Here is a 17,907-nt window from a genome sequence, read left to right on the forward strand (position 1 = left end):
GTATTTTGATAAATTCTAAACAACATATAAAATAAAAAGTTTTTTATATATTTGATTTGATAATAATTTTGATATTTAAGTGTTAAAAAGTGAATGGGATTTCTTAACAAAATATTTGGTAAAAAAAACAAAGAAGAAACTACTAATCTGGATTTTTACAATGAAGGAGAAGAAGAGGATGTAGCATTTGCTAGGAAATTTAAAGCAGGAGGAGGGATGTTCTTCTACTGTGAAAATCAGGAAGAATCTTTACATTATTTACACGAAATACTTAAGAATGAAGATATTAGTGAAGTCCTATGTGTAGAACCTAAACTAATATCTATGATTAATCAATTAGATTGCAATTATTCAACACAAAGTACAGGTGATCAAGATATTGCCCTCATTAATTGTGAGTATTTAGTAGCTTTGGATGGTTCCATAATGATTTCTTCTGATCAAACCTATCACTTAAAAAAAACGGATTTACCCAAAAAAATTATTGTTTGGGCTACTCCGGGTCAAATCATCTCTTCCTCCAGTGTAGGATTAGCTAAGATAAGATATGCTAAAAAGAATAATATTCCTTCCAATATTACTTCAATACATGGCAATCAAGTACAAGGATTTAGTAGTATATCTACAGCTAAAAAATTATATTTACTTTTAGTTGAAGAATAATTTTTAAAACTGGTGAAAACAATATTTGTCCGTGCCTTATCAGGTCTTGTCTATGTGCTGATTATTTTTTTATGCACCACTCATTTTCTATCCGATATACTTTATATTTACTTTGACTTAAAAATAAATTCCTCCTATTTATTATATGCTTTGCTTACCTTATTTTTATTAGGGTGCAGTTTTGAAACTGTAAAGCTTTTAAAATATTCAAATTTCATATATAAACTTTTAACCTTTGTCTTAATAGGAATTGTATATTATACTTTCACTCAAAATTTTTTTAACAGCAGTTTCAGTTTACGGTTACTCTATTGGAGATATATTCTTATTTTAGTTTTGTTTTACTTATCCATTATAACTCTATTTTATTTTTCTGATGAGCTCTATACGGACAGTGCAAAACTAATATTTACTACAGCATATATAAGTATCCCTTTTGGGTTGAGTTTAGCTATACCACGGAGTACCAATCATTTAACTCCCGAAATATTTTATGTCTTTTTATTACTTTGGATAAGTGACAGCTTTGCTTATCTAATTGGCAGTAAATTCGGTAAACGGAAATTAGCTCCCAAGATTTCACCCAATAAATCAGTTGAAGGGTTAATTGGAGGAATAGTGTCTACTATAATAGCAGGATTAGTTATCGAATATCTGGAGCCGGGTTTACGTGGTAATTGGATTGTAATAAGTATAATTATAGCTATATTTGCACCAATAGGTGATCTGGCCGAATCTAAGCTGAAAAGAAAATTTAAAGTTAAAGATTCCGGAAATTTAATTCCCGGACATGGCGGAGTATTGGATCGATTAGATAGTTTTATCTTTTGCATCCCTGCTATATTTGCCTATTATTTAATAAATACTATTGTATGAGGTTACACAAAGAAGGTAAAACCATTATAGGTATTAGTTTAATAGTAAGCATACTAATAAGTATCCTTTCCATTTATTTTCTTAACTATTGGGGACTTATAATAGCGGTACCGGTTCTGGTATTATCATTTTTTATTATTTGGTTTTTCAGAAATCCGATAAGAAGCTATGAAGCAAAGACAAATGAAATTATTGCGCCTGTAGATGGAAAGGTGGTAATTGTGAAAGAAGTTTATGAAAAAGAATTTCTTAAAACCAATTGCATTCAAGTATCTATTTTTATGTCTCCTTTAAATGTACACGTTTGCAGATATCCTGTAAGCGGAAAAGTTATATTTAAGAAATACCATCCGGGTAAATTTTTAGTTGCTTGGCATGAAAAATCTTCAGAATTAAACGAACGAACTACAGTTGCTGTAGAAACGGAACAAAAACAAAAAATTCTTTTTAGACAAATTGCAGGAGCAATGGCTCGAAGGATAGTAATTTATTCTCAAATAGGAGATACAGCTCAAGCAGGTAAAGATTTCGGCTTTATAAAATTCGGCTCTAGAATGGATGTGTTTCTTCCTTTAGGAATTGAAATTTTAGTTAAAGTAGGAGATATAATACCTGATGGAGGAGAACGGGTAATTGCCAGATTAAAAGGGTAGTATTACTTACTAATCTTCTTACTTAATTTCATAAGCGAATTTTTTTACAATATTTTTAAAAACCTGTATAATCATATAGTTTAATAATTTAATTATACTATAATAATTAAATTATTTTTATCTAAATTACTATTACTTGTATATAAATAAAAAATTTTTGATTAAGAAATCAGATAAAAACAATTGATATAATACCGATCATTTAGAAGTTAATTTTTACATTTGTATCACTTTTAAAATTAAAAATATGGCTAAAATATTGGACGGAATTAAATTATCTAAGCAAATAAAACAAGAAATTAAAGAAGAAGTAATCCAATATGTAAACCAAGGGCATCGTCAACCTCACTTATTAGCTGTTCTTGTGGGCGAAAATGCTGCAAGTGTAACCTATGTAAACAATAAAATTAAAGATTGTCAAGCAGTAGGATTTAAATCTTCCTTATTAAAACTTAAAAGTACTGTAACAGAAGATGAATTACTTGAGGAAGTAAAAAAACTTAATGAAACGGAAGGATTGGACGGATTTATAGTTCAATTACCTCTTCCCAAACATATAAATCAAGAAAAAATTATAACGGCTATAAATCCCGATAAAGACGTTGATGGTTTTCATCCCGTAAATTTTGGAAAAATGGCCTTAGAAATTGAAAGTTTTTTACCCGCAACTCCTTACGGAATTATGGAAATGCTGTCCAGATATAACATTCCAACCGAGGGCAAAGAAGTGGTTGTCATTGGCAGAAGCAGGATAGTTGGGCGTCCGATGAGTATTCTTCTAAGTCGAAAAGGAAATCCCGGGGATTCGACGGTTACTTTAGTACATTCTAAAACAGTTGATATATCTAAACATATTAGAAATGCAGATATTGTTATAACCGCTTTAGGAGTTCCCCACTTTTTAAAAGCAGACATGATTAAACAAGGAGCGGTAATTGTTGATGTTGGAATTACTAAAGTTGAGGATACCACACACGAAAAAGGGTACTATTTAGCCGGAGATGTTGATTTTGAAGAAGTATCAAAAAAAGCATCTTGGATAACTCCGGTTCCCGGAGGTGTAGGGCCTATGACCAGAGCCATGCTCTTGAAAAATACCCTGTATGCTTACAGCAAAGAAATAAATAATAAAAATAAATAAAAAAACAGGTTGTTGAAAAACCAACAACCTGTAAATAAAGAGCAATTAATTAGTGAGTAATTTGTATTCGAATTTCGGATATCCTCTTCGTCCATCCTTATCCGTCATATTTAAAAATTTGAGTTTAAATAAATTGCCTTTAGAATCTTTAAGAACATAAAACCGATCCGTAAATACCTTAGCCCCTCCATACGTTGTTCTCCAACTGGCCCCGATAACTCTGTGATCGTTATAAACAAATTTTGTATAATCTACTTTTTCCTTAGCAAAATCTTCGTAACTTCCCACATCAGATATATTTGCTTGATAGGCTCCGGTGTTATTCATCGTATTTATGGTTACAAAATCAGAAAAAGTATACGTACCATGTCCTTTATTTTCATTGATGAAAACTGTAAAGCATAGATCCCACAAGTTTTTGGCAGGCTGAACTTTGACGATGCCAGAGGATAAGCTTAAATAAGAAAAATGATACTCTTTATCTTTTTTAACTATCATTTCATGATGCGTTGTATCATTTATATCTGCAAATTGAATTTTATAACTGTTAGAATCATTACGAAGAACCCTAATCTTTTTCCATCCTCTGTGTTTTCCTACAACCGTTAAATCATTCGTATTACCGCTAAACACAGAATATCCCATATTAACAAGATACACATGGTTTTCTTCATCTTTTTCGCTTATTTCATCAATGGCGGTGCGCTCCAAATAATTTCCCATAATATCATCAACATACTGCACATTATCTGCTTGAAAATTACCTACCGTTACTACCGATTTCATAGAGGCGATATCAGATTCTTTCACTTCATCTATCGAAGTAGAATTCAATTTACCTGCAGCCATTAATGTGGAATTATTTAAAATAACACGAAATTTATCCCCACCATAAAATCCAAAATCCCAAGAATCCCTTTGATTTACATTCATTCGGTTTTGATCCAGATCAACCCAAACTTGATTAGGTTCGGTAGGTCCTCCAACGGGAACATCTAAAGTAGCTCCCGGTTGAGGAACCACGATAGGACTATCATCTTCTTTACAATTTAAAAGAACAACAAAAGAAATGAGTATAGGTAAAAAATATTTTTTCATCATTTATATATTAAAATTAAAACCAAGTTTAGCGAAGTATGATCTACCATAAAATAAATTGATACTTTTTACAGGTCCGTCGTGAGCTCCTGCTTGTGCAGCAGTAGTATTTACTTTCTTAACATCAAAAATATTTCTTACTCCTGCCGTAAGTTCTATAAATTTGTTAAACAATGATTTCCTAACCGAAAAATCTAATAAATTAAAATCATCTTGTTTTCCCAAGTAATAAGAATCAGTTTTAGAATCTAATACATAAGAAGATTCTTTTCCGTTATATTTATAAAAAAGAGAAAAAGTAGTATCCCATTTCTTAATTGTATAGTTAACATTGGAGTTTAGTTGGAAGGTATACAAATAATCATTATCAGGAGTTGTAATAGGAATGCCGTTGATATTGTCTTCTAACGTTCGAGAAACTCCAAAATAAGAAGCATTCAGGTTAAAATGAAAATTTTGAATTCTCATATTTGAATTGAATTGTACTCCCCATGTTTTGAACTTATCCACATTCAAATATTTATATTCTAACGGTTGCATATTAACCGTTGCAAGTTCAATTTTGTCTTTTAAATTAATATACAACGTACTTAGCGTGATATCACCTTTAAAATTATCTTTAGATTTAAATTTCTGATTCCAATAAATGGAACTGGAATATCCTTTTTCGGGAACTAAATTTTCATTTCCCTGGACATTATGATTAGTATCTACAAAATACGTATACAATTCGTCAAAATTTGGAGTTCGATTGGTAGAAGTAACTTCCGTACGAAAATTAGAATTAGGAGATAATTGATATTTCATAGCCAGTGAATAAGAATACTGATTATCAAATTTTGTATTAAAACTGGCTCGGAATCCGGGTTTTAAATATAGGTCCGGGTTCGCTTTGATTTCAGCAGATCCAAATACATCATAATTGTCTAAATGTTTTTTCAAATCTTCTTGAAAGCCGGAAGTGTTCATTCCTCCAATCGAACTGGAATTCGCAGACCTTAATCCTTCAATAAAATTAAATTCATAGCCAATTTGATAAGATAATATTTTATTTAGGGAAGGAGAACTAAAAGTTCCGCGAGTGTACCAGGCATCAGTTCCGGCATATTTTTTATAGGCATCTTTCTTTCCAAAAACCTCTCTCATACCAATATCGTACGTATAATCTCTGCTTTTTCTACTTTGTTTTTGATAAGAAAAATCTCCGTTATAAGTTAGATAATTGAAAAGTTTGGCACTTAAAAAAAGATGATGAAGCCAACGATCTGTTTTAAAATTTCGATCCTTAGAAGCATAAGTAAAAAGACCACCTTCCGACAATGCCCTGTAATCAACGATAGGATTATAATAATTAGTCAACTCATTTAAGAATTGTAAATTATAAAAAGCATTAAAATCAGTAGTTTTATAATGAATAAGAGCATTGGAATTCCATTGTTCCTTAGGAAGCCATTCATATCCTCTATTACCATCATTTTCATAATATCTCTTACCCTTTTTGTTTCCGAAAAAACCTTTAAAATCATTACGATTTGCTCCTAAAGATAAGAACCATTTATCTGATAAAGAATGAGAAATATCTAATGACTGAATATGTCTTCCCTGTTCTTTCCAATCATACTCTTTACCCACCGTTTCCTCTTGTACATAACCGGAAACTTTCCATTGAGAATTGATTTTTTTACGTGTTATAATATTGACAATTCCAGTCAGTGAATTAGAACCGTAATCCGTACCCATACTTCCTCTCACAATCTCGATCCGTTCCACATTATCTAAATTAATTTTGGTTAAATCAACATTGGAGCCCATTCCATAATCACTCACCATTGGAATGTTATCTATTAATACTTTAAAATATTGACCATCCAAACCGAAAAGAGAAGCTTCAGAATCCCCGTTTTTACTGTTGGGTAGAGTATTAAAATTAAGATAATAACTTAAAATGTCCGATATATTGGATGCTGCCCTGTTTTTAATATCTTCTTGGGATATGATCTCAACTTGATATATGGATTTATCAACACTTTGTTGATGATATTGACCTGTTACCACAATTTCATCAATATCCTTTACTTTATTTTTTTTGTCATTAGTCTCTTGAGAATAAGATAAATTGCTTAAAATCAGAGATATATATAATAAAAAGAACTTATTGGAGCTATTCTTTTTCATAGTTTTTTTAGCAAAAGTAAAAATAATTTAGAATAAATCTAAATATTATTGAGAATAAATCTAAATAATAATTATATTTGCCCTAAATAAAAATAGAATAAAAACTTAAATCTATTGATTATGAAAAGGACTATACTGCTTATGGTATGGTTTATGGTACAAGTTACCGTACATGCTCAAGAAAAAAATATCGCTCTTTCCTTAGGCTCTTCTTATACCCAACAAGTATATTTTCAATTGGGTTCTAATAATCAAATTACCCTTCCCACAACAGATTGGGACTTAGCTTTTCTAAGAAAAGATGCCAGAAGTTTTGCTACTCGTGTGAATGATGCACGCATTAAAGTTTATGAAGCAGCAAATGCAGCTTCAGATTGGAATAGCATTGATGTATCTAAGAAACAACAATGGAAAAAATTATATAATAGCGAGATTAAATGGGAAAAAGGAGCGTTCGATAACGGTTCGGCGACCTACGGATGGGGAGAATATTTTATGCCCACCCATCATGTAGTGGGTTCTATCATATTTGTATTAGAATATGACGATGGAACTCTTATGAAATTTATGATTGAAGATTATTTTAAAGGATATACTTGTAAATATGCCATTTGGGAAGGAACATCATGGAGTTCAGATCAATCCTTTACTATCTTAAATTCTACAGGTGAAGGAAAAATGTTTAACTATTATTCATTGAAAAATAATAAATTGGTAGATACAATTCCCTTAGATGCAGATTGGGATTTGCTTTTTACAAAATATACTTCGTTCTATAAAAACATAGATTATGTTTCTGTAACAGGAGCATTACATAATACTCACGTTGCCGTTGCTAAAAAACTAGAAGGCGACCAAACTGAACTCCAAAATGAAAATTTTAAAAAAGATATAAATACCATAGGAGACCGATGGAAGGAACTATCCGGTTATTCATACGTGATTCCAAAAAATAAATATTACGTTAAAACAGAAAAAGATCATACAACGAGCTTATATGAATTATGGTTTACGGATTTTGGAGGAGCAGCTACAGGAACTATCAATTTCACTTATAAAAAAATAAATAACTTAGGAATAGAAGAATTGACAGATCATTCTTCCTTTACGGTTTATCCTAATCCAATAGTAAATAAAACGGCTACCTTACTATATGATATTAAAAATTCCAATGCAAATAAGGCAGAATTATCCATATATAGCTTAAGTGGTAAGAAAATGTACGAAGATAAAATCTTGGGGCAAGCCGGTTTTTATTCAAAAGAATTGAATTTATCTGCCTTAACACCCGGGATTTATATTCTCGTATTCAAAGTAGGTGATCATAAAGCGACTAAAAAAATCATTGTCAAATAAACGTTTATCAAAGAAAAATCAGGCTTACATAAATATTATGAAAATGAAAAAAAAGAAGCTCTTATTGAGTATAATAGTGTGTCTATTAGTATTACTAATGGCAAGTTGGATCATTTGGAATAAAACTGCCTCACCAACAAAAGTAGCTTTAGTAAACTTTCAAAAATTTCAAACCACCAGTCTTATTCAATCCAATAAAGACCCCTTCATTCAATACGAAGAAGTCTCTTTAGAAGATTTGTCTAAATTAAAGAAGTACGACTTTATTTTAGGATTCGGTATGGGAATGAAAGCATCCGCGGAAGAAAGGGAGCAGTTAAAAAAAATTATGCAAGACGGTAAACCCTTTTATATATACCGCGCAACCAATCCTGAAAATAATCTGTGTAATTTAGACAGCACCCGGATGAAAGCGGTAGAAGCATTTATGGATAGTGGAAACAAAAAAAATTATCAAAGCCTTGCCAGATATATTCGTAAAAATATAGATAAAAAGATATTTTTTGTTACGGAGCCAAGTCCTATAGTTGAGACTGCAGAAGATGTTTTGTATCATTTAGATGAAGACTTGGCATTTAAAAATGTTAGTGAATACGAAAATTACTTAAAGAAAAATAATTTTTATGTAGAGGGCGCGCCTAAAGTTGTCATTTTGGGTGGATTAAATGATCCCTATAGTGGAAATAGAGATAACTTAGACAGCTTACTCGTTTCTTTACAAAAGAAAGGATTTAACGTTTATCCCATATCCTCCACATTTGAGAGGTTGGAATTTTTAAAGGAAATACAACCGGATGCAGTTATACATTTCGCACACGGAAGACTAGCATTAGGAAAAGCAGAAGAAGCAGTAAACTGGTTAAAACAAAGAAATATTCCCGTATTTACGCCACTTACTATACTAAAAACTAAAGAAGAATGGCTTAAAGATACCATGGGAATGATGGGAGGTTTCCTCTCACAAAGTGTAGTTATGCCTGAATTGGACGGATCTATATATCCATACGTTTTAAATACCCAAGAATTAACAGATAACAATCTTTATTTATTTAAAACAGTGCCCGAAAGACTCCAAAATTTTGTTCAAATCATTCACAATTTTGTAGAGTTAAAACATAAAAAAAATGAAGATAAAAAAATAGCCGTCTACTATTATAAAGGACCGGGTAAAGAATCCTTAACCGCACAAGGACTGGAAACCGTTCCTTCACTTTATAATTTTTTAAAACGATTAAAAAAGGAAGGATATAAAGTAGATAATTTACCCGAAAATGTACGAGATTTTGAAAAAATCTTGATGACTCAAGGTTCTGTAATGAGTACTTACGCCCAAGGAGCTTTTGATGAATACTTGAAAAATGGCAATCCCGAATTGATTGATAAAACAACGTATGAAAACTGGGCAAAAAAAACACTTACCCCCGAAAAATATGCCGAAGTTACAGCGGTTTACGGCGAAGCTCCGGGTAATTACATGAGTAAAAATATAGGTGAAAAATCGTATTTAGCGATTTCACGAGTTCAATTCGGAAATATTGTACTATTACCTCAACCTATGGCAGGATTGGGAGATGATACCTTTGCCATTATCCATGGAGCAAAAACAGCTCCTCCTCATACCTATATTGGGTCCTATCTTTGGGTACAGCACGGATTCCAAGCCGATGCATTGATTCATTTTGGGACACACGGAAGTCTTGAGTTTACCCCTCAAAAACAAATTGCTCTGAGCAATGAAGATTGGCCGGACAGACTAGTAGGAACCTTGCCACATTTTTATTATTATACCATTGGAAATATCGGAGAAAGTATGATGGCTAAAAGACGTTCCTACGCCACCTTACTATCTTATTTAACTCCTGCATTTATGGAGAGCCAAACCCGTTCTCAATTTAAAGAATTGCAAGATAAGATACAATATTACTATAAATCTGAAGAATCCAATCAGCCATTAGCATCCCTAGAAGTAAAGAAAATAGCGGTAAAAATGGGATTGCACAGAGATTTACGTTTAGATAGTATAGCAACCAAACCCTATAATTTAGAGGAGATAGAAATAATAGAAAATTTTGCCGAAGAAATTTCCAATGAGAAAATGTCCGGGCATCTTTATACTTCCGGTATACCTTATACTAATGATAAAATCATTTCAACCGTTCAGGCAATGAGTACAGATCCGATTGCTTATAGTCTGGCCGCCTTGGATAAACAAAGAGGAAAAGTAACCCAAAAACAACTCAAAAATAAAGTATACTTTAAACAAAGATATTTAGACGTAGCCAAAAATATAGTTAATCAAATCTTATCAGGAAAAGAAGCGAGTCCTGCATTTATTTGCAGCGTTGCCGGAATTGATGAAAAAGAATTGGAACAATCTAAAATGATTATTTCTCCTCCAAAAAGAACGTTTAAAAAAAGTACTAAAAGTACCGCAGGTAAACCTTCTAAAATGGAAAATTCTCCAGGTCATTCCAAAAATACCTCTTCGCAACAAGTTGCACATACAGCTCCAAAGGAATCAGAGAAAAAGACTATGCATGGAATGGCAGGTAAAAAGATAACTTATACCAAAGAGCAAAAATCAAGAGCGAGAGCCATTGTTGAAATTGAAAGAACTATAACCAACATAAAGAAATATGAAAAAAGTTTAGAAGAAAGTCCGGAGTTGGAATTTAAAGCATTAGTCAATGCACTATCCGGAGGCTATATTGAGCCTTCTTCAGGAGGAGATGCTGTGGCGAATCCGAACGGAGTTCCGACAGGTAGAAATTTGTATTCCATTAATGCAGAGTCCACCCCTACCGAAATAGCATGGGACAGAGGAAAGGAACTTGTTAATGCAACTTTGGCACAATACAAAGCAAAGCATGGAACGTATCCTAAAAAAGTGAATTATACCTTTTGGAGCAGTGAATTCATTGAAAGCGAAGGAACAACCATAGCGCAAGTTTTATATATGCTGGGAGTTGAACCGGTTCGTGATGCCTTCGGAAGAGTATCCGATTTACAACTAATTGAATCCAAAGATTTAGGAAGACCGAGAATTGACGTAGTGGTGCAAACTTCAGGACAATTTAGAGATCTGGCAGCCTCCCGTTTGGCATTACTATCCAGAGCAGTGGAAATGGCCGCATCTGCAAAAGATTCCAACTATGAAAATCTAGTAGCTCAAAGCACTCTGGATATAGAAAAAAGTTTAGTCGATGAAGGAGTACCTCCTCAAGAAGCCCGTCAGATTTCAACACAACGAATATTCGGAGGAGTTAACGGAATGTACGGAACAGGAATTCAAGAAATGGTAACCAGCGGAGATAAATGGGAAGATGAAAAAGAAATTGCAGAAACCTATATCAATAATATGGGGGCAATATATGGCAGTGATAAAAATTGGGGTGATTTTCACAAGGGATTGCTAAAAGCTGTACTAAAAAATACAGATATGGTTGTCCATCCAAGACAAAGCAATACTTGGGGAGCTTTAAGTCTGGATCATGTATACGAGTTTATGGGAGGAATGAATTTAGCCATTCGCAATGTTACAGGCAAAGATCCCGATGCCTATTTTGCAGACTACAGAAATCATACTAATTTCAAAATGCAAGAATTGAAAGAAGCTATAGGAGTAGAAGCTCGTACCACCATCTTCAATCCGGCCTATATTAAAGAGAAGATGAAAGGGGGAGCATCCAGCGCCGCCGATATAACAGAGGTTATAACCAATACCTACGGTTGGAATGTAATGAAGCCCGATGTGATCGATAATGAAATGTGGGATCAGATTTATGATACCTATGTAACTGATAAAACTAATTTAGGAACCAAAGAATTTTTCAAAAAAGTTAGTCCGGCAGCATTAGAAGAAATTACAGCGATCATGCTCGAAACCTCAAGAAAAGGGATGTGGAAAGCTACTGAAGAGCAAATAAAACAAACGGCTCTCGTACATACACAAGTTGTGAAAGAATTTGGACATTCAGGAGCAGGATTTTCCGGAAATAATAAAAAACTCCAGGATTATATTTCAAACCAAGTTACCCCTCAGCAATCTACAGAATATAAACAACAAGTAACTAAAATGAAAATAGGAGAATCTTCATCAGATTCTAAAGAGGGGATGGTTTTGAAAAAAGAAGAAGTTTCCAAAGGAGTTAATAAATCAGAAAAAACAGCAGTCAACGGAGTAATTATAGTTACGGTTATCAGCATTGTTGCCCTTTCACTACTACTGTATATAAGGAAAAGAAGAAAAAACAGCTAAGATAAAAGAATAGTACTTTATGGAACTCATCATACATTTATTAATGGCTCTAATCCTAGTAAATAGTATTATTAAGCTAAGTTTTTGGAAAAGAGGGCAAATAGCCTTAATGATGCTAGTATACACAGTCTATATACTTTTAATTTATCCCTTAGCCATTAAGCAATCTAAAACACAGATAGAAGATTTTTTAGCTGATCATGTGATGATGCAAAACATGTCCGTAGTAGTTACGGTAGAATCGGCGGTATGTTTTGCTTTCTGTTTTGCAGCACTATTGGGACGGTTTGGAAGTAAAAAACATAAGATAGTTCGATTAATATTAAAATATTATCCGGGAATATTACTTTTTTTAGTTTTATTTTATGGATTGACTCAAGCCGCATTTACCTTTACCGGTTTCCACTTTTTAACCATGGCAATCCTTTATGCATCAATCGTTATCTTATGTATGGTTTTAGCTGTCATAGCTCTTAAAAAACTGATTCCGGAATTTGATTTAAGACTTGAAATACATTTTATGATGAGTTTAATCATTTGTATACTAGGACTCATAACCACCGTTGATGGAAAAATAGTATATAAATCCTCAGAGGAAACCATAAATGTTAACTATATACTTTTATCGATGGGACTATTCATTTTCTTTTTTCTAATAGGATTTTTAGGAAATAAAATTAAATGGAGATTAACTAAATGGAAAAATTGTTAAACACTAAAAGAAACAATTAAAATAACTAATAAATATGGAAATTATATCAAAAGTATTATTTTGGGTAGCGAATAGTTTATTAATTCCCGATATCATCATCTTACTAATATTATTCGCTCGTTCATTGCTTCTTTTAGGAAGCTTTTACAATCAATTTATCGTTAAAAGAAATAACGATAAAAAGATAAATCCGGTTATCGAAAACCTTACTCAAGAAAAATTAAAAGATTTACAAGCATCCTTGCCTTCAAAAAACAATTCTTTATATATAAAATATTTAAGGACATTATTGGAAAATACCACCCATGAAGCCTATGCCGATTATACCATTTCCAATTTTGAAAATGAAGTAGATAAAGACCTTTCCTTATCAAAAATGCTTGCAAAACTCGGACCTGTCTTAGGATTAATCGGTACTCTGATAGCCATGAGTCCTGCACTGGTTGGACTGTCTTCGGGGGATATTTCCGGTATGGCGTATAACATGCAAGTAGTTTTTGCAACAACTGTGGTGGGATTGGTAGTAAGCGCAATCGGATTAGTAACTTTACAAGTTAAACAACGATGGTATGCAAAAGAAGTTAACAATTTAGATTATGTAGCAAGAGTAGTAACGGGTAATGTAAATTAAGAATGAAAAGGCGAAGAAGAATTAACAGATTTCTAAAAGAAGAAGATACCGATCCGCTTAGTGTCATCGTAAACCTATTTGATGTAGCTATGGTTTTTGCCGTTGCTCTTATGGTTGCCATGGTTATGAATTTAAATATGGGTGAAGTATTTTCCAATGAAGATTTTACCGTTGTTAAAAATCCGGGAAAAGAAGATATGGAAATAATAACCAAAGAAGGAAATAAAATAAACAAGTATACCCCGTCCCAAGAGAAATCCACAGGTAAAAAAGGGAAAAAAGTGGGGATAGCTTATGAACTGGAAAATGGAGAAATAATATACGTACCCGAGAAATAGTTCCGACATTATATGATATTTTAAAATAATAGAGTACATTTATCAGAAAAAAATATTTTACTTTATCAAGGAATATGACAAAATAACCGATAAGTAAAGTGGCATGATAAATGCAAGATTCAAATCGTAAAATATTAATATATAGAACAGTAAGTCATACATGGACGAAAATTTTTCACAACAAGTAAAAGATGTAATAAGCTTCAGCAATGAAGAAGTATTACGATTAGGTAATGACCATATAGGGACGGAACATCTTGTACTGGGTATCTTACGTGAAGGTAACAGCAAAGCTATTACCATACTTCAAAGTTTAAATGTTGATTTAGGTGACTTAAGGAGAAAAATTGAAAATCTTAATAAACCTGAAATAAGTATAAAAGTAGACAGGAATCGCATCCCGTTTACTAAAGCTGCCGAAAGAGCTTTAAAAACAAGCTTTTTAGAAGCTAAGCTTTTTAGAAGCCCGGAAATAGAAACCATACATTTATTGATATGTATCTTGAGGATAGAAAGCGATCCGGTAACCCAACTTTTCAAAAAGTATAATATCGATGCTAACATCCTTAAAGAAGAATATAGATTTCAGTTTCAAGAAGATTTTACAGAACAACCCACCAATGAATTTTCTGAAGAAGAAGGAATTAGTGAAGGAAATCAATACGAAGCACCTAAAGGAAGCAGATCCAATCCTTCGAAAAGTAGAACACCGGTATTAGATAATTTCGGTAGAGATTTAACCACCGCTGCACTCGAAGGTCGTTTAGATCCGGTAGTAGGAAGGGAAAAAGAAATTGAAAGAGTTTCTCAGATATTAAGCAGAAGAAAAAAGAATAATCCTTTGTTAATAGGAGAGCCCGGAGTCGGTAAATCAGCCATTGCAGAAGGACTCGCTTTACGAATTGTTCAAAAAAAGGTCTCTCGAGTTTTATACAACAAACGAGTAGTTACCTTAGATGTAGCCGGACTGGTTGCAGGTACTAAATATAGAGGACAATTTGAAGAAAGAATGAAAGCCATCATGAATGAGCTTGAGAAAAACTCGGATATTATTCTCTTTATTGATGAAATCCATACCATAGTAGGAGCCGGAGGTGCCACAGGCTCTTTAGATGCTTCCAATATGTTCAAACCGGCATTAGCAAGAGGAGAGATACAATGCATCGGAGCGACTACTTTGGATGAATATAGGCAATATATTGAAAAAGACGGCGCCCTAGAAAGACGATTTCAAAAAGTAATGGTAGAACAAACTTCTCCGGAAGAAACCATTATTATATTAAATCAAATTAAAGATAAATACGAAGAACATCATAATGTAACTTATACCGAGGAGGCAATTAAAGCTTGTGTAAATCTTACTACAAGATATATTACCGACCGATATTTACCGGACAAAGCGATTGATGCGCTCGATGAAGCGGGATCAAGAGTCCATATTAAAAATATCAAAGTTCCAAAGGAAATAGTTAACTATGAGAAAGAATTAGAAAAAATCAGAGCTGAAAAGACTAAGGTAATTAAAAGCCAAAAGTATGAAGAAGCTGCAAAATTAAGAGATACCGAAAAAGAGATTGAAACTAAATTAGCGAATGCACAAAGAGAATGGGAGAAATCTTCAAGAGAACATCGGGAGATTGTTACCGAAGATAATGTTGCAGAGGTAGTTTCAATGATGAGCGGTGTACCTGTACAAAGAGTTGCAGAAGGAGAGCTTAAAAAACTTGCTCAAATGAAAGATCTGATGAAAGGAAAAATAATCGGTCAGGACGAAGCGGTCAACAAAGTAGTAAAAGCCATTCAGAGAAACCGTGCCGGATTAAAAGATCCTAACAGGCCTATAGGTACATTTATATTCTTAGGAGCAACCGGAGTTGGAAAAACTCAATTAGCAAAAGTTATTGCCAGAGAATTATTTGATTCAGATGATGCTCTCATTAGAATAGATATGAGTGAATATATGGAAAAATTTGCCGTATCTAGATTAGTTGGAGCTCCTCCGGGATATGTAGGATATGAAGAAGGAGGGCAATTGACAGAATCCGTAAGAAGAAAACCTTATGCTGTAATCCTCTTAGACGAAATTGAAAAAGCACATCCGGATGTATTTAATATCCTTTTGCAAATTTTAGATGACGGACATGTTACGGATAGTTTGGGAAGAAAAATAGATTTTAGAAATACAATAATCATTTTAACTTCCAATATCGGAACTCGTGAACTCAAAGAATTCGGTGACGGTGTTGGATTTGGAACTTCTGCCAAAAAATCATCTTCCGATATAAGAGCAAAATCTACTTTAGAAAACGCTTTAAAGAGAACTTTTGCGCCTGAATTCCTTAATAGGATCGATGATGTTATCATCTTTAATAATTTGGAAAAGGAAGATATATCTAAAATTATAGATTTAGAATTGAAAAATGTGTACGATAGGATTGCTAAAATTGGATATGAAGTAGAATTATCTCCGGAAGCTAAAGAATTCATCATTGAAAAAGGATGGGACAAAAATTTCGGTGCACGTCAGCTTAAACGAGCGATCCAGAAATATGTGGAAGATGTGATCGCTGAAGAAATTATTAATTCATCGATACATGACGGAGACCATCTCTATATTGGATTAAATAAAGAAAAAGACAGTACGGAAATTAAAATACGGGAGGTGGAAAAAGAATCCCCGACAAAAGATTAAAAAGATAATTAATGAAGAGCCTGTTTGATTGAATCAAGCAGGTTTTTTTTATTTTATAAATACCGGAGTAGTTAATAAATAGATACAATCCATAAAAAATCCGAGAGAATTAACAATGATATACAAAAAACATTTGCCCAGAATGGCCGTAACCCTTTTATTTTTTTTCTTTGGAGGCAGTTCCGCGACTTGGGCTTCACGAATTCCAACGATTAAATTATCGATGAATGTTTCCGATTCCAATTGGGGATTGGTTTTACTATTTTTATCCATCGGAACACTTATTACGTTACCTTTTGCGGGTAATTTAATAAAAAAGCTGGGAAGCAAAAAATCAACTCTTACATTTATCATTCTTTACTTTATATTTTTAATCGGGATTGGATTTTGCGGTGAATTATGGCAATTGAAACTCAATTTAATAGCCTACGGGGCCATAGGTAATTTAACCAATATAGCTATAAATACACAAGCTGTTAATGTGTCAAAATCCTATAAAGGCCAAATAATAGGCTCCATGCACGGTACTTGGAGCATTGGAGGTTTTTTTGCTTCTTGGTTAGGAGCAGTAATGATTGCTAAAAATATTCCACCCTCAGAGCATTTTATTTTATATTCTTCCATAGGAATTCTGGTTTCCCTTTGGTTATTCAGATACTTGTTGCCGGATGAAGCCAAAGAAGAACCAATGGAATTACCGAAAAAATCAAAATTTATCAGAGTTGATAAAAATCTTATTGTATTGGGATTTCTTGCTTTTTTTGCTATGGTTTCTGAAGGAACGATGACCGATTGGTCCAATGAATATATGAGGAATATAGTGAAAGCCGATAAAAAATATATCGGATATGGATTGACTGCCTATATGGCAGCCATGGCTTGCGGACGATTCATTTCTGATTTTGTAGTTCGAAAATTCGGTTCAAAAGTTACGTTGATCATCAGCGGATCTTTAATTTTTATAGGTATGATCTGTGCTGTTCTATTTCCAACATTACTAACTACACTTCTTTCGTTCGTTATTGTTGGACTGGGAATATCTGCAGTCGTACCCTTAGTATATACCTTAGCGGGAAATTCAAAAACAGCTTCGCCCGAACAAGCGCTTACAGTTATTACCAGCATTGGTTTTATCGGTTTTTTTCTAGGCCCTCCTTGCATTGGTTTTTTAGCTGAAAAATTTTCATTACAAATATCTTTTACTTTCATTTCCTTGTTTGGAATAGGAATAATTTTCTTGGTAAGATTTTTTAAGATAAAGTAAATTTATTTCTTTATCTTAGAGGTAAAATAATATAATATAAAATTATTTTA

The 17,907-nt window shown here is 33.0% G+C and carries 13 protein-coding genes; 11 read left to right on the forward strand and 2 right to left on the reverse strand.

Annotation, left to right across the window (positions count from 1 at the left end; translation table 11 throughout):
* Positions 1-93: 93 nt before the first annotated feature.
* The 4 genes from GFV00_RS09205 to GFV00_RS09220 all read left to right on the forward strand — a co-directional run bounded on the left by GFV00_RS09205 (position 94) and on the right by GFV00_RS09220 (position 3,333).
* Complete coding sequence (locus GFV00_RS09205; protein WP_160557837.1) at positions 94-663, forward strand: hypothetical protein; 570 nt, start codon at positions 94-96, stop codon at positions 661-663.
* A 12-nt stretch (positions 664-675) separates the two neighbouring features.
* A complete protein-coding gene (locus tag GFV00_RS09210; protein ID WP_160557838.1) occupies positions 676-1,539 on the forward strand; it encodes a phosphatidate cytidylyltransferase in 864 nt (287 codons plus the stop codon).
* Positions 1,536-2,192: a phosphatidylserine decarboxylase family protein gene (locus GFV00_RS09215; protein ID WP_160557839.1), complete on the forward strand. Its 657-nt coding sequence runs from the start codon at positions 1,536-1,538 to the stop codon at positions 2,190-2,192. The genes GFV00_RS09210 and GFV00_RS09215 overlap by 4 nt, the downstream gene beginning before the upstream one ends.
* A gap of 247 nt (positions 2,193-2,439) precedes the next feature.
* On the forward strand, positions 2,440-3,333 hold the full coding sequence (locus GFV00_RS09220) for a bifunctional 5,10-methylenetetrahydrofolate dehydrogenase/5,10-methenyltetrahydrofolate cyclohydrolase (RefSeq protein ID WP_160557840.1): 894 nt from the start codon (positions 2,440-2,442) through the stop codon (positions 3,331-3,333).
* Between the two features lie 45 nt (positions 3,334-3,378).
* Here GFV00_RS09220 and GFV00_RS09225 read toward each other — a convergent pair whose 3' ends face one another.
* Entirely contained in the window at positions 3,379-4,431 is a 1,053-nt protein-coding gene (locus GFV00_RS09225; protein ID WP_160557841.1) for an HmuY family protein, read from the reverse strand.
* 3 nt (positions 4,432-4,434) lie between these two features.
* Positions 4,435-6,606: a TonB-dependent siderophore receptor gene (locus GFV00_RS09230; protein WP_160557842.1), complete on the reverse strand. Its 2,172-nt coding sequence runs from the start codon at positions 6,604-6,606 to the stop codon at positions 4,435-4,437.
* 120 nt (positions 6,607-6,726) lie between these two features.
* Between GFV00_RS09230 and GFV00_RS09235 the strand changes: the two genes are divergently transcribed.
* The 7 genes from GFV00_RS09235 to GFV00_RS09265 all read left to right on the forward strand — a co-directional run bounded on the left by GFV00_RS09235 (position 6,727) and on the right by GFV00_RS09265 (position 17,857).
* Positions 6,727-7,962, forward strand: coding sequence for a T9SS type A sorting domain-containing protein (locus GFV00_RS09235; protein ID WP_160557843.1), 1,236 nt, complete (start codon positions 6,727-6,729; stop codon positions 7,960-7,962).
* A gap of 43 nt (positions 7,963-8,005) precedes the next feature.
* Positions 8,006-12,220 carry a cobaltochelatase subunit CobN gene (locus GFV00_RS09240; RefSeq protein WP_160557844.1) on the forward strand — a complete coding sequence of 1,405 codons (4,215 nt, stop codon included), beginning with the start codon at positions 8,006-8,008 and terminating at the stop codon, positions 12,218-12,220.
* A 19-nt stretch (positions 12,221-12,239) separates the two neighbouring features.
* A complete protein-coding gene (locus tag GFV00_RS09245; RefSeq protein ID WP_160557845.1) occupies positions 12,240-12,932 on the forward strand; it encodes a hypothetical protein in 693 nt (230 codons plus the stop codon).
* Positions 12,933-12,966: 34 nt separating this feature from the next.
* Positions 12,967-13,563, forward strand: coding sequence for a MotA/TolQ/ExbB proton channel family protein (locus tag GFV00_RS09250; RefSeq protein ID WP_105296925.1), 597 nt, complete (start codon positions 12,967-12,969; stop codon positions 13,561-13,563).
* Positions 13,564-13,565: 2 nt separating this feature from the next.
* Complete coding sequence (locus GFV00_RS09255; protein WP_105296926.1) at positions 13,566-13,901, forward strand: DUF2149 domain-containing protein; 336 nt, start codon at positions 13,566-13,568, stop codon at positions 13,899-13,901.
* Positions 13,902-14,061: 160 nt separating this feature from the next.
* Entirely contained in the window at positions 14,062-16,593 is a 2,532-nt protein-coding gene (locus GFV00_RS09260; RefSeq protein WP_160557846.1) for an ATP-dependent Clp protease ATP-binding subunit, read from the forward strand.
* 115 nt (positions 16,594-16,708) lie between these two features.
* Positions 16,709-17,857, forward strand: a complete 1,149-nt coding sequence (locus tag GFV00_RS09265) for an MFS transporter (RefSeq protein WP_160557847.1) — start codon at positions 16,709-16,711, stop codon at positions 17,855-17,857.
* Positions 17,858-17,907: the final 50 nt, after the last annotated feature.

The organism is Apibacter sp. B3935, assembly GCF_009827705.1.
Taxonomy (GTDB): Bacteria; Bacteroidota; Bacteroidia; order Flavobacteriales; family Weeksellaceae; genus Apibacter.

What these genes read in the sequence shown, in the direction of transcription:
- GFV00_RS09205 (WP_160557837.1), top strand. Translation starts at nt 94, where the DNA reads ATGGGATTTCTTAACAAAATATTTGGTAAAAAAAACAAAGAAGAAACT.
- GFV00_RS09215 (WP_160557839.1), top strand. Translation starts at nt 1,536, where the DNA reads ATGAGGTTACACAAAGAAGGTAAAACCATTATAGGTATTAGTTTAATA.
- GFV00_RS09220 (WP_160557840.1), top strand. Translation starts at nt 2,440, where the DNA reads ATGGCTAAAATATTGGACGGAATTAAATTATCTAAGCAAATAAAACAA.
- GFV00_RS09225 (WP_160557841.1), bottom strand. Translation starts at nt 4,431, where the DNA reads ATGAAAAAATATTTTTTACCTATACTCATTTCTTTTGTTGTTCTTTTA.
- GFV00_RS09230 (WP_160557842.1), bottom strand. Translation starts at nt 6,606, where the DNA reads ATGAAAAAGAATAGCTCCAATAAGTTCTTTTTATTATATATATCTCTG.
- GFV00_RS09235 (WP_160557843.1), top strand. Translation starts at nt 6,727, where the DNA reads ATGAAAAGGACTATACTGCTTATGGTATGGTTTATGGTACAAGTTACC.
- GFV00_RS09240 (WP_160557844.1), top strand. Translation starts at nt 8,006, where the DNA reads ATGAAAAAAAAGAAGCTCTTATTGAGTATAATAGTGTGTCTATTAGTA.
- GFV00_RS09245 (WP_160557845.1), top strand. Translation starts at nt 12,240, where the DNA reads ATGGAACTCATCATACATTTATTAATGGCTCTAATCCTAGTAAATAGT.
- GFV00_RS09250 (WP_105296925.1), top strand. Translation starts at nt 12,967, where the DNA reads ATGGAAATTATATCAAAAGTATTATTTTGGGTAGCGAATAGTTTATTA.
- GFV00_RS09255 (WP_105296926.1), top strand. Translation starts at nt 13,566, where the DNA reads ATGAAAAGGCGAAGAAGAATTAACAGATTTCTAAAAGAAGAAGATACC.
- GFV00_RS09260 (WP_160557846.1), top strand. Translation starts at nt 14,062, where the DNA reads ATGGACGAAAATTTTTCACAACAAGTAAAAGATGTAATAAGCTTCAGC.
- GFV00_RS09265 (WP_160557847.1), top strand. Translation starts at nt 16,709, where the DNA reads ATGATATACAAAAAACATTTGCCCAGAATGGCCGTAACCCTTTTATTT.